Source organism: Tardiphaga sp. 215_C5_N2_1 (assembly GCF_052076055.1).
GTDB lineage: Bacteria > Pseudomonadota > Alphaproteobacteria > Rhizobiales > Xanthobacteraceae > Tardiphaga > Tardiphaga robiniae.
On record NZ_CP197240.1, the window covers coordinates 789,085 to 815,980 of the forward strand.

Below are 26,896 nucleotides of genomic sequence, written 5' to 3' on the forward strand. Positions count from 1 at the left end.
TGCCACACGTTCGAGGACTAACTGTGACTGACTACGTTCGCAAAATCCTGGACAGCCGCGTCTATGACGTCGCGATCCAGACACCGCTGGACCCGATGGTCCGGCTGACCGCGCGCATGGGGAGCCCTGTGCTGCTCAAGCGCGAGGATTTGCAGCCGGTCTTCTCGTTCAAGATTCGCGGCGCGTACAACCGCATTGCAGGGTTGTCCGCGGAGCAGCGCGCGGCCGGCGTGATTTGCGCGTCGGCTGGCAATCACGCGCAAGGCGTGGCGCTGTCGGCGCAGCGGCTCGGGATCAAGGCAACCATCGTGATGCCGGTGACCACGCCGCCGATCAAGATCGATGCTGTCAGATATTGGGGCGGCAATGCCGTGCTGTTCGGCGACACGTTCGACGAAGCAGCGGCGCATGCGCGCAAGCTCGAGGCCGAGCAGAAGCTGACCTTCGTGCATCCCTATGACGATCCCGACGTGATCGCGGGGCAGGGCACCATCGGCATGGAAATCCTGCAGCAGCATCCCGATCCCATCGAGGCGGTGTTCGTGCCGATCGGCGGCGGCGGGCTTGCGGCCGGCGTTGCCTCCTTCATCAAATTTCTGCGCCCGGAGACCAAGGTCATCGGTGTCGAGCCGGTCGATGCCGCATCGATGAAAGCCGCGATAGATGCTGGCGAGCGCGTCGTTCTCAATCGCGTCGGTCTGTTTGCCGACGGCGTGGCCGTGCGCCAGGCCGGCGTCGAAACATTCCGTCTCTGCCGCGAATTGCTCGATGATGTGATCACGGCGGACACCGACGAGATGTGCGCTGCCATCAAGGATATTTTCGAGGATATGCGCGTGATTGCGGAGCCGGCCGGCGCCTTGGCGCTGGCGGGACTGAAGAGCTATGCCGCGAACAATCCCACGCGCACCGGCGCGCTAATTGCCATCAACAGCGGCGCCAACATGAATTTCGATCGCCTGCGGCACGTCGCAGAGCGTGCCGAGGTCGGTGAGGCCCGCGAGATCCTGCTGGGCGTGACCATTCCGGAGCAGCCCGGCAGTTATCGCCGCTTCATCCAGACCATTGGCAATCACAACATTACCGAGTTCAACTATCGCTATGCCGATGCCAAGGAAGCCAATGTCTTTGTCGGCCTGAAGCTGAGCGGCGCGAAGAACGACAAGGGCGAGCTGATCGGGCAATTGCAGGCGCTCGGCTACAAGGTGCTGGACATCAGCGCGGACGAGACCGCCAAGTTGCACATCCGCTATATGGTTGGCGGGCGAGCACCGCCGGCTTTGCGGGACGAGGTTATCCTGCGCTTCGAGTTTCCGGAGCGTCCGGGCGCCTTGCTGAAATTCCTCGACCAGATGGGCGCGGACTGGAACATCACGCTGTTCCACTACCGTAACCACGGCGCGGATTACGGCCGGGTGCTTGTTGGGATTGAAGTCCCGCAGGCCGATCGGCCGACCCTGACGCAGCGGCTGACCTCCCTCGGCTATCCCTATGAGGACGAAACGCAAAATCCGGTCTACCGGATGTTCCTGAACGGCTAGGCCGGGTAGGGCAGAGAGTGAGGCAGGACCGGTTTCTGCCTTTTTTTCGCTCAAAGGCGATGCTTAACGGAATACTAGCACTGTCCGGCCAGAGTCGGGCGGTGTGCTGATGCCGGAAAATGGGCGTTGGCTTGGGGTCCCTTACCGGTTTCATCACGCGATGCGTCTTTCGCTGCTGCCTGTTCTGATGTCCCTGCTGGTGCTGTCTGTAGCCCCGGTACGGGCAGATTTGCGCATCACCCGGGACCACGGCGGCTATGTCGAGGAATACAAGGCCAAGTATGAGCGCATCCGCGACCGCAAGGAGCGGGTGATCATCGACGGCATCTGCAATTCGGCCTGCACCCTGGTGTTCGGAATCGTGCCGATGAACAAGGTCTGCGTGACGCCGCGCGCCAGCTTGGGCTTCCATCAGGCCTATTACGACAAGGCCTTCACCTTCGGCATGAAGGTGATTAGCTACGAGGGCACCTCGGACCTGATGGCCTATTATCCGCCGCCGGTGAAAGACTGGCTTGCGCGTAACGGCGGTCTCACGCCGGAAATGAAGAAGATCAAGAACGGCATGGATCTCTGGAAGATCGTCGATCCCTGCCCGGAAGAGTTTTTCTAGCTTTCAATCTTCAAACGACCTGAATGCCTTCGCGGTCATGACACCGCGAGCCGCGCATCGCCGCGCCTGATCAGCGCCAGCGCGATCAGCACCGTCGGCGCGAGAATGCAGGTGGCGAGGGCAATGATCTGCCACTGCGACAGCGGATTGATGCCGCCTCCGGGTGTCGCCATCACGAAGCCGCCGATCACCAGCAGCACACGTAGCGGCCATTCCATTGCGCCCGCACGGCGCAGATCGCCGACATAGGCCTGATAGCCCTGGATGCCGCCGCAGATGAAGACGATGCCGAGACAGGCAAGGCCGGTCAGGCCGAACGCTTCGAGGTAAGGGTTGTCGCCCTGCAAGAGCAGCGCCGGATTCAGCACGAAGAAGAACGGGATGAAATAGATGATGCTGCCGACCCACATCGACTCCCAGCCGGTCTTCATCGCCGGTGCGCCGGCAATGCCGGCGGCCGCAAAGGACGCGATGGCGACCGGTGGCGTGATCGACGACAGCATGCCCCAATAGAAGATGAACATGTGTACGGCCATCTTGTTGAGGCCGAGCTTCTCCAGCGCCGGTGCGACAAGGATAGCGAGGAAGATGTAGCAGGACGTCGTCGTCAGGCCGAGGCCGAGGATCAGGCTGGTGAAGGCACACATGATCAGCAACAGGAAGACGTTGCCGCCGGCGATCGCCAGAAGGTCGTTGGCCAGGCTCGAGATTACGCCGGTGAGCGAGAAGGCGCCGATCAGCAACCCGCAGCCGGCGAGGATCGCGATCAGCTCGACGAAGGTCTTGCCGTTGAGTTCGAGGAAGTGGATCCAGCGCGCGCCACCCCAGTTCTTGCCAGGGAAGAATTCATTGAGCGCAGCGAGGATGCACATTCCCCATAGATAGGCGTTCTGCAGATCAAGCCAGATCATCAGCCCGGTCAGCGCAATCGAGAGCGCCAGGACGGCGGTGTTGCGCTTCTTCCACGGTGCCGGGCCTGACCATTGATGCAGGATGACCAGCAAAGCGGTGGCGTAGAATGGCGCGTGGCTCTCGCGTTTGAAGTACAGCAGCATCACGACAAGGATCGCGATGACAAAGAGGTAATACCAGCCCTCCTTGAGCGCGTCCATGAAGCGGGGCAGTTCCTCGCGCGGGATGCCTTCGAGCTTGTGACGCGCGGCGTAGCTATCGACCTGCGCGAACAGGCCAAAATAATACAGGATCGACGGAATGGTGGCGGCGAGGGCGACGTCGGCGTAACTCGTGTTCATGAACTGTGCCATGACGAAGGCCGTCGCGCCCAGCACCGGTGGCGCCAGCACGGCGCCGGTGGACGCGCAGGCTTCGATCGCTCCTGAATAGGACGGCGTGAAGCCGGTTTTCTTCATCGCGGGGATCGTCATCGTTCCAGCGGTGAGCACATTGGACACGATGCTGCCGCCTACGGTGCCGAGCAGGCCGGATGCAAAGATGCACACCTTTGCCGCGCCACCACGGAAGGTACCGCACATCGCGAAGGCAATGTTGATGAAGAACTTGCCGGCACCTGTCATCATCAGCGCCGTGCCGAACACCAGGAAGCCGATCACGGTGTCGGCAAATGCCTGGATCGGAATGCCGAGCAGGCTTTCGCCCGACAGCACGTGATAGGCCGTGGTCTGCTCCAGCGTCGACTGGGTGCCGCGGAACGGTCCGAGCCATTTGGCGTCGGCAAACAGTGGATACAGCGTGAAGGGGAAGACGCTGAGCAACAGGCTCCAGCCGCCGGTGCGGCGCAGCGCCTCCATCAGTACGAACCACATCACGAGACCTGCAGCGATCACGGGTTTAGGTGCGCCGTCGAATTCCCAGCCAAATTGCGCGGCTTTGCGGATGTTCATCATCAGGAAGATCGCGGCCGCGAAAGTGGCGACGAACAATACGACGTCGTACCATGCCACACGGTCGAGATCGGCCTTCGACGTTCCCGGAAAGATCAGGAACGTGAACGGCAGCATCAGCGCGATTAGCAGATAGAAATATTCGGTGTTGAGTTGCGTGACATCGACGAAGAAACGCAGCGAAAATTGCTGGTTGATGCAGAGTAGGATGGTCGCGAGGGTGGCTAGTATCAGTGCCCAGCGCCACACGCCGTGCAAGGCGCGAACGCGCGAGACCTCGGACTCCTGGAGGTCGGCGACTCCATGGGGATCATCGAGTTCCATTTTTACGGGAATGTCGGATGCGGGCCGCGCATGATCGGGTGACGAAATTGACATAATGGCCCCGATTATTGTTCGCGGTTACAGCTAAAAATAACGACGTTATTCGAAGCCGTTCGGCATGCCGGCCTTCTTCAGCGCCGCCGCGCGGGCCGTCATCCAGCCGTCGAGAAACTCCTTTTCACCGGCTGATGCACTGGCCTTGGCGTATTCGCTCCATGCCGCCTTCAAGACGTCCTGCCGCTTCAGCAGTCCGTCATTGTGTGTCTGGTCTTCTGGCGTCCAGTTGCCGGCTTCCTTGAGCGCTTTCACGGCGCCGGGATGAAACGGAACGACCCATTTCATGGACTGCGCTTTTACGGCGAGGCCCAAAGCGCCTGGTGCGTTGTCCTTGTAGGCGTCGAAGTTGACGATCATCGCCTTGGTGATCGCGTAGATCTGATCTTCCGCCTGCGAGCCGTAGACGGTCGCGACGGGGTAGGGGTAGGTGCTCATGTTGACCGGCGCTGATGCCGTGATGCCGGCGCCGCAGGTCGCGACATGTGGATTGAAAAACGGTGCCACACGCTTGACGCGCTCCCAGCCGGCTTTGTCTTCCGCGGGGAGGGGCGGCCAGATGATGCCGCGCGGCGATGTCTCGACTTCCTTGGCCGGGCCAGTGATGGTGGTAGCAAAGGCTGCATCGACGTCGTTGTTCACCATGCCTTTCCACATTGCACCGTAGCTTGCGAACTCGATCGGCTTGATGTCTGCCTTGGTGAGACCGCCGAACGCCATGATCGCAAGCGAGTTTTGGTTCAGGGCAGGTGAGCCGACGACGAAGCCGACGCGTTTGCCGCGTAGATCCTTGATCTCCTTCACGCCGATATCACGAGCGACGCCGAGCGAGGCGCCATTACAGTCGATGGTCGACAGCGTGACCTGCGCTGGCTGTGGACCCCATTCCTTGACGCCGAATTCGAACACGCCTTCCTGTGCGAAGTAGATGCCCGAGCCCATCCAGGCGATCGTTGCGCGACCGGCGCGCAATGGCGCCAGCCGCGCGACATCATTGCCGGCAGGCAGCACACGCACGTCGGTGGAATATTTGTCCTTCATCATCTTGCCGACGGCGACGGCGATGTTGAAGCCGGCAGTGCCGGTGTCATAGGCGGTGACCGCCATGGTCGGTGGAAGCTTGATATCCTGCGCACATACAGCGCCGGTCGAACTGAGCACGCCAACGGACGCCAGCGCGATGAGCCGGTGAAGCATTTTCCCCTCCAGATGCATTCGCTTTGCGAATTGTTTTTTATTGTTCGGCGATCATGTCATCGCCGTCAGGCGCTGGCAATGTCCTGAGGCCGTTCGCTGCATGATGGGAGCGGTCACCATCTCAGACAGAATGCCGCAGCACATTGGTACGGCAGTCGAGGCCGCCACTGCATGTCTGCTCACGTCTCGACTGTGCCGAGCAACTGTCCTTCCGCGACCACGTCGTCGACCGCGACAATCATCGATTTGATTTTACCTGCGGCAGGAGAGGCGACCGGAATTTCCATCTTCATGGCTTCGACAAATGCCACTTCGTCGCCTTCGTTCACGGAATCGCCGGTTGCGAGCGGCAGTGAGCAGATGCGGCCGGCGACTTCGCTGAGGATCTTGATCTCGGGCATGGTGTTCTCCGCGATCACGCGGGCGGCTGCTCGCTATAGGTGTAGCGCCGACGCGACCGGACAATTCCTAAGAATGAGAAGAAACGAGCAGCTTGGTGTTGTCGCCGCAGATTGCCTGAGGTAGCGTAGCCCGCAAGTGGAATATAATTCCGCACAGTGGAACGGGACGGCGGCGCACATCGGGGCAATCCAACGGATTGGCTCCCCGCGAGATGCGTCGTTTTAAGGGAAACGCATCATGGGACGACGTTCGGAACGGCTCAGCAAACAAGGCATGCTCGCCAGCGACTTGGCAGGCGACGGCGATGTGATCCAGGTGGTCTCGCGCGCCTTTGATATTCTTCGCTGCTTCGAGGGCCATGATGCCCGGCTTGGTAATCTCGAAATCTCCAATCGTTGCGGCCTGCCGCGCTCCACCGTATCGCGCCTGACGCATACGCTGACGCGCATGGGCCAGCTCGCCTATCTGCCGGCAGATCAGAAGTACCGCATCGGATCGAGTGCGGTCGCGATGAGTGCTTCGATGATGCGGGGACTTCAGGTGCGCAACCTGATCCGCCTGCGTTTGCAAGAAGTGGCGGAGCAGGTACCTGGCACGATCGGCTTCACGATCCCCGATCGTTTCCACATGGTCTATCTCGAATATGCTCGCGCCGATCACGCGCTCGGATTGCATTCGACCACCGGCAGCCGCATTGCCATGGGCCGGACTGCAGCCGGCCACGCCTACGCCGCAGCGCTCGACGAAGACGTCGGCAATGCCCTGATCAACGATATCGCGCGCGAAATGCCCGAGGACGCCAAGATCCTGCGCGGCAAGATCGCTGGGAACCGCGAATGTCTGCGTGACAACGGCTACGTTCTCGCAGGTGGCCTTTGGTCACCGCATATCACCGGCATTGCGACGCCGATCTGGTCGCCGCAGTATCAAACCTATGTGGTCGTCACCATCGGTCTGCTTGCCGCCATGTATGACGAGCAGCGCCTGCAGGACGAGATCGCTCCGATCCTGCGCCAGCTCAGCAGCACGATCAGCATGATGGTTCAGAATGCAGATAGCGGCCTGACCAGTGCGCCCGTTCCAGATGCGCCTCCCGCGCCAACAGCTCAGAAAAAAATGCTCCCGGAGGGAATGAATGAACTGGAAGCCGGAACTCGACGACCTCGCCCGGCGCGAAGCCTTCGCGCGGGAGATGGGGGGCGCTGACAAGGTCAAGCGGCAGCATGACCAAGGCCGGCTCACAGTTCGTGAACGTATCGACAGACTGATAGATGCAAAAAGCTTTCACGAAGTCGGGGCAGTCTCCGGCATCGGTGAATACGATGCGTCTGGCGAGCTGAAGCATCTGACGCCGGCGAATTGCGTGTTCGGTCGCGGCAAGATCGACGGCCGTCCCGTCGTCGTTGTTGGCGACGACTTCACCGTGCGCGGCGGTTCGGCAGACGCCTCGATTTCGGCCAAGCCGCTGATGGCTGAGGAAATGGCGCATGACTTCCGGCTGCCGATCATTCGCGTGATCGAAGGCTCCGGTGGCGGCGGTTCGGTCAAGACCATCGAGACCAGGGGCGCAGCCAATCTGCCGGGCGGCGTCGGCGGCACGCGCTGGTACTGGTACACGACGTCCAATCTGGCGCAGGTGCCGGTCGTCGGCCTCGGCCTTGGTTCAGTCGCCGGCCTCGGCGCTGCGCGACTCGCAGCCAGCCATTATTCGGTGATGACGAAGAATTCGGCGATGTTCGTCGCCGGGCCTCCCGTGGTCGCGCGCCTCGGCCAGTCGCTTGAGAAGAAGGAGCTCGGCGGCGCCGATATCCAGACGCGCGCTGGCGGCGTCGATCATGCCGTGGAAACAGAAGAGGAGGCCTTCGCCTGCGCGCGGCGCTTCCTGTCCTATCTGCCATCGTCCGTCTATGACTTGCCGCCCACGATCGCCTGCAATGACGATCCCGAACGTGCGGAAGAATCTCTGCTGAAGGCCGTGCCGCGCAATCGTCGGCAGGTCTACAAGATGCGCCCGATCATCGACGCCGTCGTCGACAAAGGCTCGTTTTTCGAGATGGCGGCGAATTTCGGCCGGCCGATCATCACCGGTTTTGCGCGTCTCGAAGGCCGTGCGGTACTGCTGCTTGCCAGCGATCCGTTCCACTATGGCGGCTCGTGGACCGCGGAAGCCTGCCAGAAGGTCGTGCGCTTCGTCGACCTCGCTGAGACGTTCCATCTGCCTGTCGTCTATCTCATGGATTGCCCGGGTTTCATGATCGGGCTCGATGCGGAGAAGGCAGCGACCATCCGTCACGGCGTGCGCGCCATGGCCGCGGTCAATCAGACCACGGTGCCGTGGTGCACGATCATCATCCGCAATGCGTTCGGCGTCGCTGGCGTGGTGCATCAGCCGGCCAACCGGTTCTCGATGCGTTACGCATGGCCTTCGGCCTATTGGGGCTCGCTGCCGCTGGAAGGTGGCATCGAGGCGGCCTATCGCGCCGAGATCGACGCGGCGGACGATCCAAAGCTCAAGCAGCAGGAAATCGAGGAGCGCCTCAACAAGCTGCGCTCGCCATTCCGTTCGGCCGAGAAGTTCTGGGTCGAGGAAGTCATCAACCCCACGAAGACGCGCTCGCTGCTGTGTGAGTTTGCACGTCTTGCCGAACCGCTCCGCACGGCAGGTCCGTCACGGCTCGCGATGCGGCCGTAAGCTATATTCGCCGCAGTAGCACGCTGGCGTTGACGCCGCCGAAGCCGAAGCCATTCGAGAGCACGTGCTCCATGGCCATCGGCCGCGCCTTGCCACGGATCAGATCGATGCCATCGGCAGACGGATCGGGATTTTCGAGATTGAGCGTGGCCGGAGCGATCTGGTCACGCAGCGCGAGGATTGCGTAGACCGCCTCAAGCCCTCCGGCTGCACCGAGCAGGTGGCCCGTGGCGGATTTGGTCGAGCTTACAGCGACTCCGCCGTTCGTTCCGAAGATCGACTTGATCGCTTCGAGCTCGCCGTGATCGCCGACCGGCGTCGATGTGGCATGGGCGTTCAGATGCTGGACATCGGCAGGCGTGATGTTGGCCTGTGCCAGAGCGATATCCATCGCACGCCTGGCGCCGTCGCCGTCCTCGCGACCGGCTGTCATGTGGAACGCATCGGACGTCGTGCCGTAGCCGATCAGTTCGGCGATCGGCTTCGCGCCACGCGCCAAGGCATGATCCAGTTCCTCAAGCACCACGATGCCGGCGCCTTCGCCCATGACAAAGCCGTCGCGGTCGCGATCGAACGGACGCGAGGCGCGCTCCGGATTGGCAACGAAGTCGGTGGAGAGTGCGCGAGCGGCGGCGAAGCCGCCGAGGCTGACGCGGTCGATACAGGCCTCGGCCCCCCCGGCGATGGCGACATCCGCTTCGCCGGAGCGAATGAGACGCGCTGCATCGCCGATCGCCTGCACGCCGGCGGCGCAGGCCGTCACGGGTGCGCCGAGTGCGCCTTCGAAGCCGTAACGGATCGAGATATGACCGGCGGCGAGATTGACCAGGAACGAGGGTACAGTGAATGGCGACAGCCGGCGGATGCCCTTGGTATCTGTCGTGCGGACGGCGTCGGCAATGGCTGGAAAGCCGCCGATACCGGAGGCGATGATCGTGGCCGTGCGCTGACGTTCCCGTGCATCCTTGGGCTGCCAGCCGGCCTGCGTGATGGCTTCATCGGCTGCCATCAGCGCAAACAGGATGAAGCGATCCATCTTCTTCTGATCCTTGCGCGGCGCCGCCTTGTCAGGATCGAAACCGCCTTCCGGATCGTTCGCGATGTCGGGTACCTGGCCGCCGACCTTGGCGGCGAGATCAGCGGTCATGGCCTCCGGCAACAGGCGGAGGCCGGATTGGCCCGCGAGCAGCCGAGACCAGTTGATCTCGACGCCGCAACCAAGCGGCGATACCGCTCCCATCCCCGTAATTACAACGCGGCGCATGATGAATTCCCGTTCTGATATGAGTGGCGAGCGGCCTGATCCCGCGGGGATCAGGCGGTCGCGACCTTCTTGTCTTTTGAAATCGCCAGCACGATCAGCGCTGCAATAATACATAGCGCACCTGCCGCGAAAAAGGCAGGCAGATAGCTGAGCAGTACCGTGCGCGACAGGCCAGCGCCGAATGCCGCCGTTGCTGCGCCTAACTGATGGCCGGCGAAGATCCAGCCGAACACCAGACCCGCGCGTTCGGGACCGAACTTGGACGCGGTGAGGCGCACGGTCGGCGGCACGGTGGCGATCCAGTCCAGGCCATAGAACAGCGCGAACAGCGACAGGCCATAGAACGAGAAGTCGGTGAACGGCAACGCCAGCAGCGAGAGGCCACGCAACCCATAATACCAGAACAGCAGATAGCGATTGTCATACCGGTCGGATAGCCATCCTGACGCGATGGTGCCGACGAAATCGAACACGCCCATCGCCGCAAGCAGTCCGGCCGCCTGAATCTGCGGGATGCCGAAGTCGAGGCACATCGGGATCAGGTGCACCTGCACCAGTCCGTTGGTGCTGGCCCCGCAGATGAAGAACGTGGCGAACAGGATCCAGAACACCTTGGTCTGGGCAGCATCGCGCAGGGCACCGAGTGCTGCCGCCATGATCGGCGAGGTGTTCAGTGGCGGAACCGCCAGCGGTTCGGTGCTGGTGTCGCCATAGGGGCGAATGCCAATGTCGCTGGGACGGTCCCGCATCACCAGCAGCACCCCGAGCGCGGCTATGGCCAGCATCACGCACATCAGCGCCAGTGCCCAGCGCCAGTTGCTGTGCTCGGTGATGCTGGCGAGGATCGGCAGAAAGATCAGCTGACCGGTGGCCGCGCTCGCGGTGAGGATACCCACGACGAGGCCACGGCGTGCGCTGAACCAGCGCGCTGCAACGGTGGCGCCGAGCACCAGCGCCGTCATGCCGGTGCCGATACCAACGGCGACGCCCCAGAGCGCCATCAACTGCCAGACCTGCGTCATCCCGAGCGACAATATGAGGCTTGCTGCAACGACGAGCAGGGCAATCAGCGTGACGTTGCGCAACCCATAACGGTTCATCAGCGCCGCGGCGAACGGCGCCATCAGGCCGAACAACACGAAGCGGATCGACATGGCGGAGGAAATCTCGGCGGTGCTCCAGCCGAATTCCTTCTGCAGCGGCACGATGAACACGCCGGGCGCGCCAACCGCGGCAGCGCTGACCAGCGCCGTCACGAAGGTTACGGCGATCATCGCCCATCCGTAATGGATATTGCGGCGGGCGAGGGCAGTCGAGAGCCATCCGGAAATCATTGCGAGTCCTGCAATCAATGAGAGTAGGCGTCGCGACGACCATCGCCGCGACGATTATATCTGGGAAAGGTGGTTCAGCGAACGATGCGTTCGATGGCAACCGCGGTGGCTTCGCCGCCGCCGATGCACAGTGCCGCGATGCCGCGTTTCAGGCCTCTGGCTTCCAGTGCATGCAGCAGCGTCACGATCAGTCGCGCGCCGGTGGCGCCGATGGGATGGCCCAGCGCGCAGGCGCCGCCGTTGACGTTCAGTTTTTCGCGGGGAATTCCAAGGTCGCGTTGCGCGGCCATCGGCACCACGGCAAAGGCCTCGTTGATTTCGAACAGATCGACATCGCCGACGCTCCAGCCGACCTTGTCGAGCAATTTGCGGATTGCCGGAATGGGCGCAGTCGTGAACCATTGCGGTTCCTGGCTGTGCGTGGCGTGGCCATGGATCACGGCCAGCGCGGGCAGGCCCTCACGATCCACGAGGGAACGCTTGGCCAGCACCAGGGCAGCAGCGCCATCGGCATTGGCGGACGAAGCAGCGGGCGTGATGGTACCGTTGCTGCGGAAGGCTGGCTTGAGGTTCGGGATCTTGGCGGGATCGACCTTCAGCGGATGTTCGTCATTGGCGATCTCGCGCGGTCCGGACTTCTCGACAATGGTCAGTGGCGTGATCTCGGCCTTGAAGGCGCCGCTCTCCACCGCCTTTCGCGCGCGGGTCAGGGTTTCGATTGCATAGGCGTCCTGATCTCCACGCGTGAACTGATAGGCCTCAGCGGTGGCTTCGCCGAAGTCACCCATCGAGCGACCGACCTCATAGGCATCCTCAAGCCCATCCATCAGCATGTGATCGATGATGCGATCATGGCCGACGCGGTAACCGCCGCGTGCCTTCTGCAGCAAATAGGGCGCATTGGTCATGCTCTCCATGCCGCCGGAGACGACGATCTCGGCCGAACCGGCATGGATGATGTCGTGGGCAAGCATGGTCGCCTTCATGCCGGAGCCGCAGACCTTGTTGATCGTCGTGGCCCCGGTGGCATCCGGCAGCTTGGCACCTCGGGCGGCCTGGCGGGCGGGCGCCTGACCCTGGCCGGCGGGAAGCACGCAGCCCATGAAGACTTCGTCGATGCGCTCGGGTGCCAGTTTCGCGCGTGCCACGGCGGCACCGATGACGTGGCTGCCGAGCTTGTGGCCGGAGAAGGGCGATAGTTCGCCCTGGAAGCGGCCGAGCGGGGTGCGGGTGGCCGAGACGATGACGACCGGATCTGAAGCTGCGGACATGATGGAGGCTCCTTCGCGCAAGCGCGGGTCATTTGGATGACACTCATCATATGATGCGCTGCAAGATACGCAATGCCGGCCTGTGCAAAATTCTCGTGAGGTCGAGCTGCTAGCGTTTGCGGTTGATGAAACCCTGCATCAGTCGCTGCGGCTCGCCGGTCAGATAGGCCTCGCCGAACACGCCGACGCTGAGATCGACGGATTCTTTCAGCGGCAGCTCTTCCCACTGTTTCAGCAGGGCTTTTTGCGACCGCATGGCTTCGGGTCCACACTCGAGTATGGCTTCGATCGTTTTTTCGACTTCGGCATCGAGTGCGCCTTCGGCCGCAACCACATCGACCAGACCCCAATTGAGCGCGGTCGGTGCATCGATGGTGGCGGCAGTCATGATCAGCCAGCGCGCACGGCCCCAACCGATCAGGCGCGGCAAGAGGGCAGCGTGAATCACCGAGGGGATACCGACCCTGACCTCGGGCATGGCGTATTTGGAATCATGCGACGCGATCCGGAAATCGCAGGCGGCAGCGAATTCGAGGCCGCCGCCGAGGCACCAGCCCGGGATGCGGGCAATCACGGGTGCAGGAAATGCGCGCGCAGCCTCGCAAAGATCGCGCAAGCCGGAAATGAACTTCTCGGCGGAGGCCTGATCCAGCGTCGCCATTTCCTTGATGTCGGCGCCGCCAATCATGCTCTTTTCGCTCTGGCCGGCGATGACAAGCGCGCGAATGGCGCGTTCCGTGGCCAATACCTCAATGCCTTCGCGAATACCCTTGATTGCGGCTGAATTGAGAATATTGAGTGAGCCGGCGTTGCAGATCGTCAGCCGAACTATACCTCGCGGGTCACGTTCGACACCGCAATGGGGATTGAGCATATGCATGAAATCGTCTCGTCCCTTGGCATTTCCTTGGGCCGGCGCGGATCGCCGGTCTTGCTCCTATCAATTCCGCGTCAAACTGCGGTGTTGTCAAGGCCTGCGGCCAGGTGTGCGTTGCGCATGCGGAGCAGCGTGAGTAATATGATCGACATCATCTATTTGTCTTGAATGGACCGCCGATGCGCTATTCGAAGGAACACAAGCTCGAGACGCATGCGCGGATCGTGAAGAAGGCTTCCGTGCGTCTACGCGAAAAGGGCGCGCATGGCATCGGCGTGGCCGACCTCATGAAAGACGCGGGTCTCACCCACGGCGGCTTCTACGCGCATTTCGATTCGCGCGAGGCACTGGTGATCGAAGCCTTTGCCTATGCAATGGACCGATCGACAGATCGCTGGCGTCAGCTGGCCGGGCAGGCGGCGCCGGATCAGCGTCTGGCGACGATCGTGGACTCCTACCTGTCGCCGCAGCACCGCGACAACCCAGGTCATGGCTGTGCCGTCCCGGCGCTGGGCGCGGAGATCGCGCGCGAGAGCCCCAAGACGCGCAAGGTGTTTGCCGCCAAGCTCGATCAGATGATCGAAATGATGTCCGAGCAGTTTCATGGCGGACCGAGCAAATCGGCGCGCAAACAGGCGATGGCGGCGCTTGCCACCATGATGGGCACCATCGTGCTGGCCCGCGCCGCCGGCAATGGCGAGTTGTCCGAAGAGCTTTTGAGCGCTGGCCGCGAGGCCGTGCTGGGCCGTGCTGCAGCGCCGAGGCCTGCAGCGTCCAACCCTGCAGCGTCCAAGGCTGAGGCTCCCAAGCGCGGGGCTAGAAAGCCGACTGCAAAGAAGGCGGCAACCAAGGCCGTATCTCCAGCCAAGAACTGATAATTGGCACACTGCCTGCGACATTGTCGCGGCGGTGACATTCTGACAGGGCGAAACTGCAGTGAGCCTGCAATTTCGCAAATCCGCCGCGCGTGCAGGGCCTTTCCAAACGCCATAAAGCCTGATCAACATCGGGCCAAATTTGGCTCCCAGGAGGAAACGCATGCGCACGATCGGACATTTCATCGGCGGCCGTGAGGTCGAGGGCAAGTCGGGGCGTTTCGCCGACGTTTTCGAGCCGATGACCGGCGAAGTTCAGGCCAAGGTTGCGCTGGCCAGCAAGGCCGAGATGCGCGCCGCGGTGCTCAATGCCGCCGAGGCGCAGGTCGCCTGGGGCAACACCAATCCACAGCGCCGCGCCCGCGTGCTGATGAAATTCCTCGAACTCGCCAATCGCGACTACGACAAGCTGGCTGATTGCCTGGCGCGTGAGCATGGCAAGACTGTGCCGGACGCCAAGGGCGATATCCAGCGCGGCTTGGAGGTGATCGAATTCGCCTGCGGCATTCCGCATCTGATGAAGGGCGAATACACCGAAGGCGCAGGTCCCGGCATCGACATCTATTCGATGCGCCAGTCGCTCGGTGTCGTCGCGGGCATCACGCCGTTCAACTTCCCGGCGATGATCCCGATGTGGAAATTCGGTCCGGCCATCGCCTGCGGCAACGCCTTCATCCTGAAGCCCTCGGAGCGCGATCCGGGCGTGCCGATGATGCTCGCCGCACTGATGATCGAAGCCGGTCTGCCGCCGGGCATCCTCAATGTCGTCAACGGCGACAAGGAAGCCGTCGACGCCATCCTCGACGACGAAGACATCAAGGCTGTCGGCTTCGTCGGCTCGTCGCCGATTGCCCAGTACATCTATGAGCGCGCCGCTGCGACCGGCAAGCGCGCGCAGTGCTTCGGCGGCGCCAAGAACCACGCCATCATCATGCCTGATGCGGATATGGACCAGACCGTCGATGCGCTGATCGGTGCCGGCTACGGCTCGGCTGGCGAGCGCTGCATGGCGATCTCGGTGGCGGTACCTGTTGGCAAGACCACGGCCGACCGCCTGATGGAAAAACTCATCCCGCGCGTCGAGAGCCTGAAGATCGGCACCTCCGTGGATCCGTCGGCTGACTTCGGTCCGCTGGTGACCAAGGAAGCCGTCGACCGCGTCAAGAACTATGTCGATATCGGCATCAAGGAAGGCGCCACGCTGGCCGTCGATGGCCGCGGCTTCAAGATGCAGGGCTACGAGAACGGCTTCTATATGGGTGGCTGTCTATTCGACAACGTCACCAAGGACATGCGCATCTACAAGGAAGAGATCTTCGGGCCCGTGCTGTCGGTAGTGCGTGCCCACGATTACGAAGAAGCTCTCGCGCTGCCGTCGGATCATGACTACGGCAACGGCGTTGCGATCTTCACCCGTGACGGTGATGCTGCGCGCGACTTCGCCGCCAAGGTCAATGTCGGCATGGTTGGCATCAACGTGCCGATCCCGGTGCCGATCGCCTATTATACCTTCGGTGGCTGGAAGAAGTCCGGCTTCGGCGATCTCAACCAGCATGGTCCGGATTCGATCCGCTTCTACACCAAGACCAAGACGGTCACCGCGCGCTGGCCATCGGGTGTCAAGGAAGGCGCCGAGTTCTCGATCCCGTTGATGAAGTAAGAACACGCAAGCGGCCCGGCGCTCCCAAAGGTGGTGCACCGGGCCGTTTCATTTTCCCGGCTGATCAACAATCAACAAGAAGGGCGTGATGCAATTCGCTCTCGATGAGGAACAGACCGCCGTTCGCGATATGGCGCGCGAATTCGCTGCGGAAAAGATCGCTCCCTTTGCGCTCAAATGGGACGAGGACAAGCATTTCCCGAAAGAGGTGATGCGCGAGGCGGCGCTGCTCGGTATGGGCGGCATCTATATCCGTGACGATGTCGGTGGCTCCGCACTGACGCGTTTCGACGCCGCGCTGATTTTCGAGGCGCTGGCGACCGGCTGCCCGACCACCTCGGCCTTCATTTCGATCCACAACATGGCGTCGTGGATGATTGATTCCTATGGCAGCGAAGCGCAGCGCCAGAAGTGGCTGCCGCGACTTTGCACTATGGAGCTGCTGGCGAGCTACTGCCTGACTGAGCCCGGCTCGGGATCGGATGCAGCAGCGCTGCGCACCCGCGCTGTCGTCGACGGCGACCACTATGTGCTCAACGGCCAGAAGCAATTCATCTCTGGGGCCGGCGATACCGACGTCTACGTCGTGATGGTCCGTACGGGCGGCGAGGGGGCCGGCGGCGTCTCGACCATCGTGGTGGAGGCCGGCACGCCCGGTCTGTCGTTCGGCAATAACGAACGCAAGATGGGCTGGAACGCGCAATCGACACGCGCCGTGATCTTCGAAAATTGCCGCGTGCCGATCGCGAACCGGCTCGGTGACGAAGGCATCGGCTTCAAGATCGCCATGTCCGGCCTCGACGGTGGTCGTCTCAACATCGCAGCATGTTCGCTCGGTGGCGCGCAGTCTGCGCTCGACAAGTCGCTGAGCTACATGAAAGAGCGCAAGGCGTTCGGCAAGCGGCTCGACGAATTCCAGGCGCTGCAATTTCGTGTCGCCGATATGGCGACCGAACTGGAAGCCGCACGCACCTTCCTGTGGCGGGCGGCCGCGGCGCTGGACCGCAAGGATTCCGATGCCGGCATGCTCTGCGCGATGGCCAAGCGCTTCGGCACCGATATCGGTTTCGAGGTCGCCAACGAGGCGCTGCAGCTGCATGGCGGCTATGGCTATCTCGCCGAATACGGCATCGAGAAGATCGTGCGCGATTTGCGGGTGCACCAGATCCTCGAAGGCACCAATGAAATCATGCGGCTGATCGTGTCGCGCAAATTGATCGAGGGCGCGCGATGAGTTCAGACGTCGCAACGGAGACTGGCGACCTCATCGTCGCGCGGGAAGGCGCGGCCGGTGTGATCCGCCTGAACCGGCCGAAGGCGCTGAATGCCCTGACGCTGGAGATGACCCGCGAGATCGCGACGGCGCTCGACGTGTTCGAGAAAGATCCGCAAGTCGCGCTGATTATCCTCGAAGGTGCGGGTGAACGCGGATTGTGCGCCGGCGGCGATATCCGCGGTCTTTATGAGAGTGCCAAGGTCAAAGGCGATCTCGGCAAGATCTTCTGGCGCGAGGAATATATCGTCAACGCGCGGATCGCAAAATTTCCGAAGCCCTATGTGGCCTATATGGATGGCTTCGTGATGGGTGGCGGCGTCGGTCTGGCCGGCCATGCCAGCCACCGCATCGTTACGGAGAAGACCAGGATGGCGATGCCGGAAGTGGGCCTTGGCTTCTTTCCGGATGTCGGCGGCACATGGCTGTTGTCGCGCGCGCCGGGCGAACTCGGGACGTATTTCGGTCTGACCGGACTGACGGCAAATGGTGCCGATGCGCTTGCTGCACATATGGCGGACGTCCTGATCGACACCGTCAAATGGCCGGCATTGCGCGAGGCGCTGACACAGCTGTCGGCGGGCGCCGATGCCGCGTCGGTGATGACGACACTCAAGAAGTTCGGAGCTCCGGAACAAACCGGTCCAGTCACGGCGCAGCGTGCGCTGATCGATCGCGCTTTCGCCCATGACAGCGTCGAGGAGATCGTGGCTGCGCTTGAGCAGGACGGTTCGGAGTTTGCGCTGGCGACGCTCAAGGCCATGTCCGACAAATCACCGCGGGGGCTCAAGGTTACCCTGAAGCTGCTGCGGCTCGCGCGCGCGTCGAAGTCGCTCGAGGAATGTCTGTCGCGCGAATATCTCGCGGCGCTGGAGGTGTTTGATAGCGCCGATTTCGTCGAGGGCGTGCGTGCGGCCATCATCGACAAGGATCGCAATCCGAAATGGCAGCCACCGAATCTCGAGGGCGTGACACCGGAGATTGTCGCGCGCTATCTGGCCAAACGCGATGTTGAGCTGACCTTCTGAAGGTCGAGCGTTCTGAACGAAAGTTGGATTTCGCCGTTTTCATCGGGCTTTAAAAACAAACAAACGATCACGAGGGCAGGACATGACCAGCATTGCATTCATCGGTCTCGGCAATATGGGTGGCCCGATGGCCGCCAACCTGGTCAAGGCGGGCCACAAGGTGACGGGCTTCGATCTCGTCGAGGCGTCCCGCGCGCAGGCGAGGGCGGATGGCGTGACCATTGCTGGCAAGGCGGTCGATGCCGTGAAGGGCGCCGAGGTCATCATTACCATGCTGCCGGCCGGCAAACACGTGGTGTCGGTGTGGAGCGAGGTCATTCCCGTGGTCGCCAAGGGTGCATTGATGATCGATTGCTCGACCATCGACGTGGAAAGCGCACGCAAGGCGCATGAACTGGCGGCTGCGCAGAAGCTGCCGTCGGTCGATGCGCCGGTCTCGGGCGGCACTGGCGGCGCCAAGGGCGCGACACTGACCTTCATGGCTGGCGGCGATGCCAAGGCGTTCGCGTCAGCCAAGCCGGTCCTCGAAGCCATGGGCAAGAAGATCGTCCATTGCGGCGATGCCGGCGCGGGGCAGGCGGCCAAGATCTGCAACAACATGATCCTCGGCATTTCGATGATCGGCGTCAGCGAGGCCTTTGTGCTCGCCGAGAAGCTAGGTCTGTCGCATCAGGCGCTGTTCGATGTGGCGTCGACCTCGTCAGGCCAGTGCTGGTCGCTGACCACCTATTGCCCGGTGCCGGGACCGGTGCCGACATCGCCGGCCAATAACGAATACAAGCCCGGCTTTGCCGCGGCGCTGATGCTCAAGGATCTCAGGCTGTCGCAGGAAGCCGCCAAGGCCGCCGGCGCCAGGACGCCGCTCGGCGCCCATGCCGAGAGCATCTATGAGACCTATGAGAAGGAAGGTCACGGCGGCGATGACTTTTCCGGGATCATTCATCATCTGCGGCATCTGATGCCGAAATAGCGGGAGCGTCGGCATGACCACGTTCAAGCAGGCCCGCGCCTTCCTCCTCGAACACCGCACCGACTACGACACTGCCGTTGCCGGCTTTCGCTGGCCCGATCCGGTCGACTTCAACTGGGCGCTCGACTGGTTCGACGCCGAACTCGCCCATGATCCCGTCAGCAAGGACCGGACTGCGCTCTGGATCGTCGATGCGGCCGCCAGCCGCGAGACGAAGCTGTCGTTCGAGGTGCTGTCACGCCGCTCCAATCAGGTTGCCAATTTCCTGCGCGCGCAGGGGCTGAAGCGCGGCGATCATCTGTTGCTGTTGCTCGGCAATGTGGTGCCGCTGTGGGAGACCATGCTGGCGGCGATCAAGCTCGGCGTCGTCATCATTCCTGCCACCACGCTGCTGACCTCGGATGAATTGCAGGACCGGCTCGATCGCGGCCGCGCCAAGCTCGTGGTGGCGGCAGAGGACCAGGTCGCCAAGTTCGGCAGCTTGAAGACCGCGGGCATTGGTCAGATCGTCGTCAACGCCGCGTCAGTTCACGCCGGATGGCTCGCCTTCGAGACATCAGCAGACTTCTCCGAGATCTTCACGCCGGATGGCCCAACCAGGGCTGACGATCCGATGTTGCTCTATTTCACCTCGGGCACCACGGCGAAGCCGAAGCTCGTGCGGCACAGCCAGCGCAGCTATCCCGTCGGCGGACTCTCGACGATGTTCTGGATCGGACTGCAGCCGGGCGACGTGCATCTCAACATCTCTTCACCGGGCTGGGCCAAGCATGCCTGGAGCTGCTTCTTTGCACCATGGAATGCCGGCGCCACCGTGTTTGTCGTCAATCAGCCGCGTTTCGACGCCAAGGGCCTGCTTGCCACTATCGGCCGCTGCGGCGTGACGACACTGTGCGCACCGCCGACAGTGTGGCGGCTCTTCATTCAGGAGAAGCTTGCCACCTTCAAGGTCGCGCTGCGCGAGGTCTGCGGCGCCGGTGAGCCGCTCAATCCGGAAGTGATCGATCAAGTCAAGGCGGCCTGGGGTCTCACCATTCGCGACGGCTACGGCCAGACCGAGACCACCGCGCTGGCCGGCAATTCGCCGGGCCAGACCGTCAAGGTGGGCTCCATGGGCCGTCCGCTGCCGGGCTGGAAGGTTCGCGTTGTCGATGCCGATGGCAATCCGGCGAAGGAGGGCGAGGTCAGTCTCGTGCTTGGCGTCGATCGCCCGGCAGGATTGATGCAGGGCTATCAGGCCGAAGACGGTAGCGTCAGCGGTGCAAGCGGTGAGATCTATCGCAGCGGCGACGTCGTATTTTCCGATGACGATGGCTATCTCACTTTCGTCGGTCGCTCCGACGATGTGTTCAAATCCTCGGACTATCGCATCAGCCCGTTCGAGCTGGAGAGTATCCTGCTGGAACACGATGCCGTGGCTGAGGCCGCCATTGTGCCGAGCCCCGATCCGATCCGGCTCGCCATCCCCAAGGCCTATGTGTTGCTGATCGGCGATACCGCGCCGTCCAAGGCGACGGCGCTGTCGATCTATCAGCATCTACATGTGCGTCTGGCGCCGTTCAAACGTATACGGCGGATCGAGTTCGTGACCGAGCTGCCGAAGACGATTTCGGGCAAGATTCGCAGGGTCCACCTGCGTCGGCTCGAACATGCCGACGATCGCAGCGATCCTTTGCGCGGCGTCGAGTTTCGCGAAGAGGATTTCCCCGAATTGCAGGCACTCCGTACGGCGGGATCGCAAGAGGGCGAGCGGTAATTTATCGCGCTTTGCATGGCTGCAGCGCACAATTTCGCTTGGCGTCAGGGTGTGCGCTGTGGAATCTGCGCCCCGCAACGCAACTGGATTTTGAGGACTGAGACTGAATGAGCGCGATGATCGAACGTGATGCCTATATCGCCATGGTAGGCAAGGAAGTCGGCGTGTCGCCCTGGCATGTCATGGACCAGAAGCGTATCGATGCGTTCGCTGCGGCGACGGAGGATTTTCAGTTCATCCATGTCGATCCAGCGCGCGCAGCGGCGACGCCGTTCGGCTCGACAATTGCGCATGGCTTCCTGACCATGTCGATGCTCTCGGTCTTTTCCTATGAGGCTCTGCCGCAACTCGCCGATGTCGCCATGGGCGTCAATTACGGCACCGATAAAATACGTTTCGTGTCGCCGGTGAAAGCCGGCGCGCGCATCCGCGGTCGCTTCACGCTCACCGAGGCGACGTTGCGCAAGCCGAAAGAATTGTTCACACGCACCCATGTGACCGTCGAGATCGAAGGCGAGGACAAGCCGGCGCTGGTCGCCGACTGGCTCGGCCTTGTCTATTTCAATTAAGGAGCAAGCTACATGACCATTCGATTTGACGGCCGCGTCGCCGTCGTTACCGGCGCCGGCAATGGACTGGGCCGCGCCCATGCGCTCGGCCTCGCGAAGCTCGGCGCCAAGGTCGTGGTCAACGACTTCGGCGGCGCGCGCGATGGCACCGGCGGTTCGCTGACGGCAGCGGAATCCGTGGTCGAGGAAATCCGCGCAGCCGGCGGCACGGCGATGCCCGATGGCGCGGATGTCTCGAACTTCGAACAGGTCAAAGCGATGGTCGACAAGGCGACCAAGGAGTGGGGCAGCGTCGACCTGATGTGCGCCAATGCCGGCATTCTCCGCGACAAGTCGTTCGCCAAGATGGAGCTCGCCGACTTCGCCAAGGTGCTGGACGTGCATCTCACCGGTACTTTCTATTGCTGCAAGGCCGTGTGGGAAGGTATGCGCGCGCGCAACTATGGGCGTATCGTGCTCACCACCTCGTCGTCCGGCCTCTATGGCAATTTCGGTCAGGCCAATTACGGCGCGGCCAAAACCGGCATGGTCGGCCTGATGAATGTGCTCGCCGAGGAAGGTCGCAAGACTGACATCCGCGTCAACATCGTGTCACCCACGGCAGCCACGCGCATGACCGAGGAACTGTTGCCAGCGCAGGCGCTGCAGTTGATGAAGCCGGAAGCGATCACGCCGGCGGTCGAATATCTCCTGAGCGAGAATGCACCGACCAAGACCATCATGGGCGCCGGCGCAGGCTCCTTCGCGGTCATCAAGATTCTCGAAAGCGAAGGTGTCAATTTCGCCGAAGCTGACTGGAGCCCGGATACGATTGCCGCGCATTTCGCGGACATTAGTGATATGTCCAAGGCCAAGGCGCTGGAAGGCGCTTTCCATCAGACCCAGAAGTATGTCGAGCAGGCCGCCATTCGCTTGGGCGTGAAGGCCTGATCGGCGGCTTCGCCACTGCGTGAGACCGTGACTGAGCCTGTGAAGAACCAAGTTGCGGTGATCGGCGCGGGTCCTGCGGGGCTGATGGCGGCCGAAGTGCTGAGCCGTGGCGGTGCTGCCGTCACGGTCTATGACGCGATGCCATCGGCTGGTCGCAAGTTTCTGATGGCCGGACGCGGCGGACTCAATCTCACTCATAGTGAGCCGCTGCCGGAATTCCTCAAGCGCTATGGCGCGGCGGAGGCGCAGCTTGCGCCGTCGATCTCGGCTTTCACGCCGACCGCGCTACGCGACTGGGGCGAGGCGCTTGGGCAGCCGACTTTTGTTGGGTCCAGCGGCCGGGTGTTTCCGCAGGCCTTCAAGGCATCGCCATTGCTGCGCGCGTGGCTGCGGCGGCTGGATGAGAGTGGCGTGCGGTTTGCCTTTCGTCACCGCTGGACAGGATGGGACGGCGATGGGCGTTTGACATTCCAAACGCCGGACGGCTCGCGGGCGATCGCCTGCAAGAGCGCGGTTCTTGCACTCGGCGGTGCAAGCTGGCCGCGGCTCGGCTCCGACGGTGCCTGGATCGATGTGTTGGCTGCGAAGGGCTTGAGCATCGCGCCGCTGCGTCCGGCGAATTCCGGCTTTACGGTCGCGTGGTCGGAGATATTCAAGGACCGTTTCGAAGGTCAGCCGCTGAAGGGTGTTGCGCTATCGTTCGGTGCACACAGCGTGCGCGGCGAGGCGATGGTCACGCGTGGCGGTATCGAAGGCGGTGGCATCTATGCGCTGTCGTCTCTGTTGCGCGAAGCGGTCATCGCGGATGGCAAGGCGACGCTGCGCGTTGCTCTTAGACCGGACCTCGATGCGAAGGAGCTGACCACGAAGCTGGCAGCATCGCGTGGCAAGCAGTCTTTCTCCAATTTCCTGCGCAAGGCGATCCATCTGTCGCCGGTGGCCATTGGGCTGCTGCAGGAAGTCGCTGTCCCAGAGGGCATTCAACTGGCGTCATTGCCGCCGGAGAAGTTGGCTGCCTTGATCAACGCCGTGCCGGTGACGCTCAATGGCGTCGCGCCGATCGCGCGTGCTATTTCGACGGCGGGTGGCGTCTCGTTCGATGAGATCGATGACGCCTTCATGCTGAAGCGTATGCCGGGCACATTCGTCGCCGGCGAGATGCTCGATTGGGAAGCGCCGACCGGCGGTTACCTACTGCAGGCGTCCTTTGCGACAGGAGCTGCAGCGGGCGAGGGCGTTTTGAGGTGGCTGGCTTTTTCGCCCCGATAGAACGCCGACCTCATGGTGAGGAGCGCGCTCTTGCGCGCGTCTCGAACCATGAATGTGTGTCCATCCTTCGAGACGGCGCCAAGCGGCGCCTCCTCAGGATGAGGTCCCGAGTGTAAGCGCTGTTGCGTTACCGCAGCCTCCCACGCGCGGCCACCGGCAGCGTGCCGATAATCTCGTCACCGCGCACCATCACCACTTCATCGAACATGTTGACGACCACGCAGACGTGGTTCGGTACGATGCGGACGACATCGCCGACATTGGGACGGGTGTTGCTGCGGCCGAGATCGAGGAAGCCGTGTTCCTCGGCGAAGCGCGCGATCTTGGCTTCGGGATGTTCGAGGATCAGGCCGTAGCCGTCCAGGCCGCCGGTGTCGGGCGTCAGTGTCTTCGAGCCGGCATCGAGAATGCCGCGTTCCGGGCCGGCGCGACTGACCACGGTCGAATAGACATTCAGCGCGCAATCGTCCCAGGTGGCAGAGCCGGCGGCGACCTGCATGCGGTCGTTATAGATATAGGTGCCGAAGCGATGTTCGGTGGCGCCCTTGAGCGAGCCGACATTCCTGAGGTTCGGCGTACCGCCGGTGGACACGATCGTCGGCTCGAGGCCGAGCGCGCGGACGCCCGCCAGCGCTTCATCGTAGAACTTCTGTGCGTCGGGCCAGCCGGTTTCGGTCGGGTACAGCATGAAGCCCGCGAAGGTCAGGCCCTTCGAGGCTGCGATCTCTTTGGCCAGCGCAATCGCCTCCGCCGGCGTCTCGACGCCGGCGCGCTTGCGGCCGGTATCGCATTCGACCACGACGTTGACATTCCGGCCCGAAATCGCGGCGGCTTTCGGCAAGTCGCCGATGACGACGGAATTGTCGGCGGCGACGGTGACATTCGCCTTCGCCTGCAGTGCGCCGAGCCGCGCCATCTTCTCGTCGCCGAGCAGGTTGTAGCTGATCAGGATGTCGTCGATCCCGGCATCGGCCATGATCTCGGCTTCACCGAGCTTCTGGCAGGTGATGCCCTTGGCGCCGGCCTCGATCTGCATCTTCGCGATGACAGGGCTCTTATGCGTCTTGATATGCGGCCGGTTGGCAATGCCGGCATCGTCGCAGACCTTCTGGATGCGCGCGATATTGCGCTCGACGCGGTCCATGTCGATGACGAGGGCAGGCGTGCCGTAGTCGCGGGAGATTTTGGCGGCGAGTGTGGTGGTCATTGTGTCGTCTCCGGCATTTCCACCGTCATTGCGAGGAGCGAAGCGACGACGCAATCCAGTCTTCGCTTGTTGCCTCTGGATTGCTTCGCTTCGCTCGCAATGACGACTGACAGTTACGCGTTCTCGATTTCTTCGCGGAGCATTTCCAGCTCCAGCCATTGCTCTTCCGAGTCCTGCAATTCCTTCTGCGCCTTTGAGAGCGCGGCGGTCGCAGTGTCGAACTTCTTGCGATCCTTCTTGTAGAGGTTGGGATCGTCGAGATGGCGCTGCTGCTTGGCGATTTCGGAGCGCAGATTGTCCATCGCCTTCGGCAGCGTTTCCAGCGCGTGCTTGTCCTTGAAGTTCAGCTTGCGCTTGCCGGCGGGCTTCGACGCGTCCGACTTGCTGCCGTTGCTCTTGGCAGCCACGGCTTCGGTCTTCGCCTCGCGCTTCAGGTCGGCGCCGCGCTGCGCCAGCATGTCGGTATAGCCGCCGGCATATTCCATCCACTTGCCGTTGCCTTCCGGCACGATCACCGAGGTGACGACGCGATCGAGGAAGTCGCGGTCATGGCTGATCAGGATGACCGTGCCTTCGTAGTCGCCGAGCATTTCCTCGAGCACGTCGAGGGTTTCGAGATCGAGGTCGTTGGTCGGTTCGTCCAGCACCAGCACATTGGATGGTTTCGCCAGCGCGCGCGCTAGCATCAATCGGCCGCGTTCACCGCCGGACAACACTTCGAGCGGGGTGCGCATCTGTTCCTGCGAGAACAGGAAGTCCTTCATGTAGCTGACCACATGCTTGGGCTGGCCGTTGACCATCACATGGTCGCCGCGGCCGCCGGTCAGGGCCTCCGCCAGCGTGGTCTTCGGGTTGAGGCTTTCGCGATGCTGGTCCAGCGTCGCCATTTCGATATTGGCGCCGAAGCGGATGGTGCCCGAATCCGGCGGCTCGGTACCGGTCAGCATGTTGATCATCGTGGTCTTGCCCGCACCGTTCGGACCGACCACACCGATGCGATCGCCACGCTGCACGCGGATCGAGAAATCGTCGACGATCTTGCGGTCGCCATAGGTGCGGCAGATGTTCTTGGCCTCGAAAATCAGCTTGCCCGACTTCTCGGCCTCGGCGGCGGCGAGCGTCGCGTTGCCCGCGGCGCCGCGATAGTCCTGGCGCTGTGCGCGCAGTTCATGCAGGCCGGCGAGGCGCTTGACGTTGCGCTTGCGGCGGCCGGAGACACCGTGACGCAGCCAGTGTTCTTCATTGACGATCTTGCGGTCGAGCTTGTGCTGGTCGCGCTCTTCTTCCGCGAGCACGTCATCGCGCCATTGTTCGAAGGCCGAGAAGCCGCGATCGATCTGGCGGATCTGGCCGCGATCGAGCCAGGCCGTCGCACGTGAGAGGTTGCTGAGGAAGCGACGGTCATGGCTAATCAGCACCAGCGCGCAGCGGCGGCTGGCCAGTTCGCCTTCCAGCCATTCGATCGTCGTGAGATCGAGATGGTTGGTGGGCTCGTCGAGCAGCAGGATGTCAGGCTCGGGCGCCAGCACGCGGGCCAGCGCCGTGCGGCGCGCTTCGCCGCCGGAGAGGTTGTTTGGATCCTCGTGGCCGGTGAGGCCGAGCTGTTCGAGCAGATACTGCGCCTGATAGATGTTGTGGCCGTCGCCCATGCCGGCCTCGACATAAGCGAGCGTCGTCGCATAGCCGGAGAAGTCCGGCTCCTGCGGCAGATACTGGACGGTGGCACCGGGCTGCACGAAGCGGCTGCCTTTGTCGTTTTCAACGATCCCCGCCACGATCTTGAGGAGCGTCGACTTGCCGGAGCCGTTGCGGCCGATCAGGCAGACGCGCTCGCCTTGCGACACCGACAGTTCGACGCCGTTGAGCAGCGGCGTGCCGCCGAAGGTCAGGAAGATGTCTTTCAGCTGGATAAGCGGAGGAGCCATAAG

22 protein-coding genes are annotated in these 26,896 nt (G+C 62.5%); 13 read left to right on the forward strand and 9 right to left on the reverse strand.

The genetic code is table 11. The annotated features are described in order from the left end of the window. The first annotated feature begins 23 nt into the window (after positions 1-23). Positions 24-1,541 (forward strand): threonine ammonia-lyase, biosynthetic, encoded by a 1,518-nt coding sequence (gene ilvA / locus AB7828_RS03600; RefSeq protein WP_184516047.1) that lies wholly within the window; start codon positions 24-26, stop codon positions 1,539-1,541. Positions 1,542-1,701: 160 nt separating this feature from the next. Beyond that, positions 1,702-2,154 carry a hypothetical protein gene (locus AB7828_RS03605; RefSeq protein ID WP_441229421.1) on the forward strand — a complete coding sequence of 151 codons (453 nt, stop codon included), beginning with the start codon at positions 1,702-1,704 and terminating at the stop codon, positions 2,152-2,154. Between the two features lie 35 nt (positions 2,155-2,189). Here the strand turns inward: AB7828_RS03605 and AB7828_RS03610 are convergent, their stop codons facing one another. The 3 genes from AB7828_RS03610 to AB7828_RS03620 all read right to left on the reverse strand — a co-directional run bounded on the left by AB7828_RS03610 (position 2,190) and on the right by AB7828_RS03620 (position 5,992). After that, positions 2,190-4,394, reverse strand: a complete 2,205-nt coding sequence (locus AB7828_RS03610; protein ID WP_441229422.1) for a TRAP transporter permease — start codon at positions 4,392-4,394, stop codon at positions 2,190-2,192. 45 nt (positions 4,395-4,439) lie between these two features. Beyond that, complete coding sequence (locus tag AB7828_RS03615) at positions 4,440-5,591, reverse strand: TAXI family TRAP transporter solute-binding subunit (protein ID WP_441229423.1); 1,152 nt, start codon at positions 5,589-5,591, stop codon at positions 4,440-4,442. A 179-nt stretch (positions 5,592-5,770) separates the two neighbouring features. After that, complete coding sequence (locus tag AB7828_RS03620; RefSeq protein ID WP_068730696.1) at positions 5,771-5,992, reverse strand: acetyl-CoA carboxylase biotin carboxyl carrier protein subunit; 222 nt, start codon at positions 5,990-5,992, stop codon at positions 5,771-5,773. Between the two features lie 238 nt (positions 5,993-6,230). Here AB7828_RS03620 and AB7828_RS03625 point away from each other — a divergent pair, with 238 nt between their 5' ends. Further along, the gene (locus AB7828_RS03625) at positions 6,231-7,199 is read left to right on the forward strand and encodes an IclR family transcriptional regulator (protein WP_441229424.1); all 969 of its coding nucleotides are present in this window, start codon (positions 6,231-6,233) and stop codon (positions 7,197-7,199) included. Then, positions 7,129-8,685 (forward strand): acyl-CoA carboxylase subunit beta, encoded by a 1,557-nt coding sequence (locus AB7828_RS03630; protein ID WP_184516056.1) that lies wholly within the window; start codon positions 7,129-7,131, stop codon positions 8,683-8,685. The genes AB7828_RS03625 and AB7828_RS03630 overlap by 71 nt, the downstream gene beginning before the upstream one ends. Before the next feature lies 1 nt (position 8,686). Here AB7828_RS03630 and fabF read toward each other — a convergent pair whose 3' ends face one another. The 4 genes from fabF to AB7828_RS03650 all read right to left on the reverse strand — a co-directional run bounded on the left by fabF (position 8,687) and on the right by AB7828_RS03650 (position 13,434). Then, a complete protein-coding gene (fabF, locus tag AB7828_RS03635) occupies positions 8,687-9,949 on the reverse strand; it encodes a beta-ketoacyl-ACP synthase II (RefSeq protein ID WP_441229425.1) in 1,263 nt (420 codons plus the stop codon). Positions 9,950-9,999: 50 nt separating this feature from the next. Further along, on the reverse strand, positions 10,000-11,283 hold the full coding sequence (locus AB7828_RS03640; protein ID WP_441229426.1) for an MFS transporter: 1,284 nt from the start codon (positions 11,281-11,283) through the stop codon (positions 10,000-10,002). A 74-nt stretch (positions 11,284-11,357) separates the two neighbouring features. Then, complete coding sequence (locus AB7828_RS03645) at positions 11,358-12,554, reverse strand: acetyl-CoA C-acyltransferase (protein WP_441229427.1); 1,197 nt, start codon at positions 12,552-12,554, stop codon at positions 11,358-11,360. Positions 12,555-12,663: 109 nt separating this feature from the next. Continuing rightward, positions 12,664-13,434: an enoyl-CoA hydratase gene (locus tag AB7828_RS03650; RefSeq protein ID WP_441229428.1), complete on the reverse strand. Its 771-nt coding sequence runs from the start codon at positions 13,432-13,434 to the stop codon at positions 12,664-12,666. Positions 13,435-13,610: 176 nt separating this feature from the next. Between AB7828_RS03650 and AB7828_RS03655 the strand changes: the two genes are divergently transcribed. The 9 genes from AB7828_RS03655 to AB7828_RS03695 all read left to right on the forward strand — a co-directional run bounded on the left by AB7828_RS03655 (position 13,611) and on the right by AB7828_RS03695 (position 23,761). After that, the gene (locus tag AB7828_RS03655) at positions 13,611-14,306 is read left to right on the forward strand and encodes a TetR/AcrR family transcriptional regulator (protein ID WP_441229429.1); all 696 of its coding nucleotides are present in this window, start codon (positions 13,611-13,613) and stop codon (positions 14,304-14,306) included. 163 nt (positions 14,307-14,469) lie between these two features. Continuing rightward, entirely contained in the window at positions 14,470-15,966 is a 1,497-nt protein-coding gene (locus tag AB7828_RS03660) for a CoA-acylating methylmalonate-semialdehyde dehydrogenase (protein WP_120290210.1), read from the forward strand. Between the two features lie 88 nt (positions 15,967-16,054). Then, the gene (locus tag AB7828_RS03665) at positions 16,055-17,200 is read left to right on the forward strand and encodes an isobutyryl-CoA dehydrogenase (protein WP_175366055.1); all 1,146 of its coding nucleotides are present in this window, start codon (positions 16,055-16,057) and stop codon (positions 17,198-17,200) included. Continuing rightward, on the forward strand, positions 17,197-18,267 hold the full coding sequence (locus AB7828_RS03670) for an enoyl-CoA hydratase/isomerase family protein (protein ID WP_441229430.1): 1,071 nt from the start codon (positions 17,197-17,199) through the stop codon (positions 18,265-18,267). The genes AB7828_RS03665 and AB7828_RS03670 overlap by 4 nt, the downstream gene beginning before the upstream one ends. A gap of 82 nt (positions 18,268-18,349) precedes the next feature. Further along, the gene (mmsB, locus tag AB7828_RS03675) at positions 18,350-19,237 is read left to right on the forward strand and encodes a 3-hydroxyisobutyrate dehydrogenase (RefSeq protein ID WP_441229431.1); all 888 of its coding nucleotides are present in this window, start codon (positions 18,350-18,352) and stop codon (positions 19,235-19,237) included. A gap of 13 nt (positions 19,238-19,250) precedes the next feature. Beyond that, positions 19,251-20,993 (forward strand): AMP-binding protein, encoded by a 1,743-nt coding sequence (locus AB7828_RS03680; protein WP_175366052.1) that lies wholly within the window; start codon positions 19,251-19,253, stop codon positions 20,991-20,993. 107 nt (positions 20,994-21,100) lie between these two features. Continuing rightward, a complete protein-coding gene (locus tag AB7828_RS03685; RefSeq protein ID WP_439076970.1) occupies positions 21,101-21,562 on the forward strand; it encodes a MaoC family dehydratase in 462 nt (153 codons plus the stop codon). 12 nt (positions 21,563-21,574) lie between these two features. Beyond that, the gene (locus AB7828_RS03690; RefSeq protein WP_231080845.1) at positions 21,575-22,492 is read left to right on the forward strand and encodes an SDR family NAD(P)-dependent oxidoreductase; all 918 of its coding nucleotides are present in this window, start codon (positions 21,575-21,577) and stop codon (positions 22,490-22,492) included. Between the two features lie 84 nt (positions 22,493-22,576). Continuing rightward, positions 22,577-23,761: an NAD(P)/FAD-dependent oxidoreductase gene (locus tag AB7828_RS03695; RefSeq protein WP_439079917.1), complete on the forward strand. Its 1,185-nt coding sequence runs from the start codon at positions 22,577-22,579 to the stop codon at positions 23,759-23,761. Between the two features lie 127 nt (positions 23,762-23,888). Here the strand turns inward: AB7828_RS03695 and AB7828_RS03700 are convergent, their stop codons facing one another. Together AB7828_RS03700 and AB7828_RS03705 are read right to left on the reverse strand one after the other, a co-directional pair. Then, the gene (locus tag AB7828_RS03700) at positions 23,889-24,968 is read right to left on the reverse strand and encodes a D-TA family PLP-dependent enzyme (protein WP_441229432.1); all 1,080 of its coding nucleotides are present in this window, start codon (positions 24,966-24,968) and stop codon (positions 23,889-23,891) included. 113 nt (positions 24,969-25,081) lie between these two features. Beyond that, positions 25,082-26,893: an ABC-F family ATP-binding cassette domain-containing protein gene (locus AB7828_RS03705; protein WP_184516090.1), complete on the reverse strand. Its 1,812-nt coding sequence runs from the start codon at positions 26,891-26,893 to the stop codon at positions 25,082-25,084. Positions 26,894-26,896: the final 3 nt, after the last annotated feature.

Bases quoted from the DNA above. Each gene is read 5' to 3' on its own strand.
- AB7828_RS03690 (WP_231080845.1), top strand. From the start codon at position 21,575: ATGACCATTCGATTTGACGGCCGCGTCGCCGTCGTTACCGGCGCCGGC.
- AB7828_RS03660 (WP_120290210.1), top strand. From the start codon at position 14,470: ATGCGCACGATCGGACATTTCATCGGCGGCCGTGAGGTCGAGGGCAAG.
- AB7828_RS03625 (WP_441229424.1), top strand. From the start codon at position 6,231: ATGGGACGACGTTCGGAACGGCTCAGCAAACAAGGCATGCTCGCCAGC.
- AB7828_RS03680 (WP_175366052.1), top strand. From the start codon at position 19,251: ATGACCACGTTCAAGCAGGCCCGCGCCTTCCTCCTCGAACACCGCACC.
- AB7828_RS03650 (WP_441229428.1), bottom strand. From the start codon at position 13,434: ATGCATATGCTCAATCCCCATTGCGGTGTCGAACGTGACCCGCGAGGT.
- AB7828_RS03610 (WP_441229422.1), bottom strand. From the start codon at position 4,394: ATGTCAATTTCGTCACCCGATCATGCGCGGCCCGCATCCGACATTCCC.
- AB7828_RS03700 (WP_441229432.1), bottom strand. From the start codon at position 24,968: ATGACCACCACACTCGCCGCCAAAATCTCCCGCGACTACGGCACGCCT.
- AB7828_RS03645 (WP_441229427.1), bottom strand. From the start codon at position 12,554: ATGTCCGCAGCTTCAGATCCGGTCGTCATCGTCTCGGCCACCCGCACC.
- AB7828_RS03685 (WP_439076970.1), top strand. From the start codon at position 21,101: ATGAGCGCGATGATCGAACGTGATGCCTATATCGCCATGGTAGGCAAG.
- AB7828_RS03655 (WP_441229429.1), top strand. From the start codon at position 13,611: ATGCGCTATTCGAAGGAACACAAGCTCGAGACGCATGCGCGGATCGTG.
- mmsB (WP_441229431.1), top strand. From the start codon at position 18,350: ATGACCAGCATTGCATTCATCGGTCTCGGCAATATGGGTGGCCCGATG.
- AB7828_RS03615 (WP_441229423.1), bottom strand. From the start codon at position 5,591: ATGCTTCACCGGCTCATCGCGCTGGCGTCCGTTGGCGTGCTCAGTTCG.
- AB7828_RS03640 (WP_441229426.1), bottom strand. From the start codon at position 11,283: ATGATTTCCGGATGGCTCTCGACTGCCCTCGCCCGCCGCAATATCCAT.
- AB7828_RS03605 (WP_441229421.1), top strand. From the start codon at position 1,702: ATGCGTCTTTCGCTGCTGCCTGTTCTGATGTCCCTGCTGGTGCTGTCT.
- AB7828_RS03665 (WP_175366055.1), top strand. From the start codon at position 16,055: ATGCAATTCGCTCTCGATGAGGAACAGACCGCCGTTCGCGATATGGCG.
- AB7828_RS03705 (WP_184516090.1), bottom strand. From the start codon at position 26,893: ATGGCTCCTCCGCTTATCCAGCTGAAAGACATCTTCCTGACCTTCGGC.
- AB7828_RS03630 (WP_184516056.1), top strand. From the start codon at position 7,129: ATGAACTGGAAGCCGGAACTCGACGACCTCGCCCGGCGCGAAGCCTTC.
- AB7828_RS03670 (WP_441229430.1), top strand. From the start codon at position 17,197: ATGAGTTCAGACGTCGCAACGGAGACTGGCGACCTCATCGTCGCGCGG.
- AB7828_RS03695 (WP_439079917.1), top strand. From the start codon at position 22,577: ATGGCGGCCGAAGTGCTGAGCCGTGGCGGTGCTGCCGTCACGGTCTAT.
- fabF (WP_441229425.1), bottom strand. From the start codon at position 9,949: ATGCGCCGCGTTGTAATTACGGGGATGGGAGCGGTATCGCCGCTTGGT.
- AB7828_RS03620 (WP_068730696.1), bottom strand. From the start codon at position 5,992: ATGCCCGAGATCAAGATCCTCAGCGAAGTCGCCGGCCGCATCTGCTCA.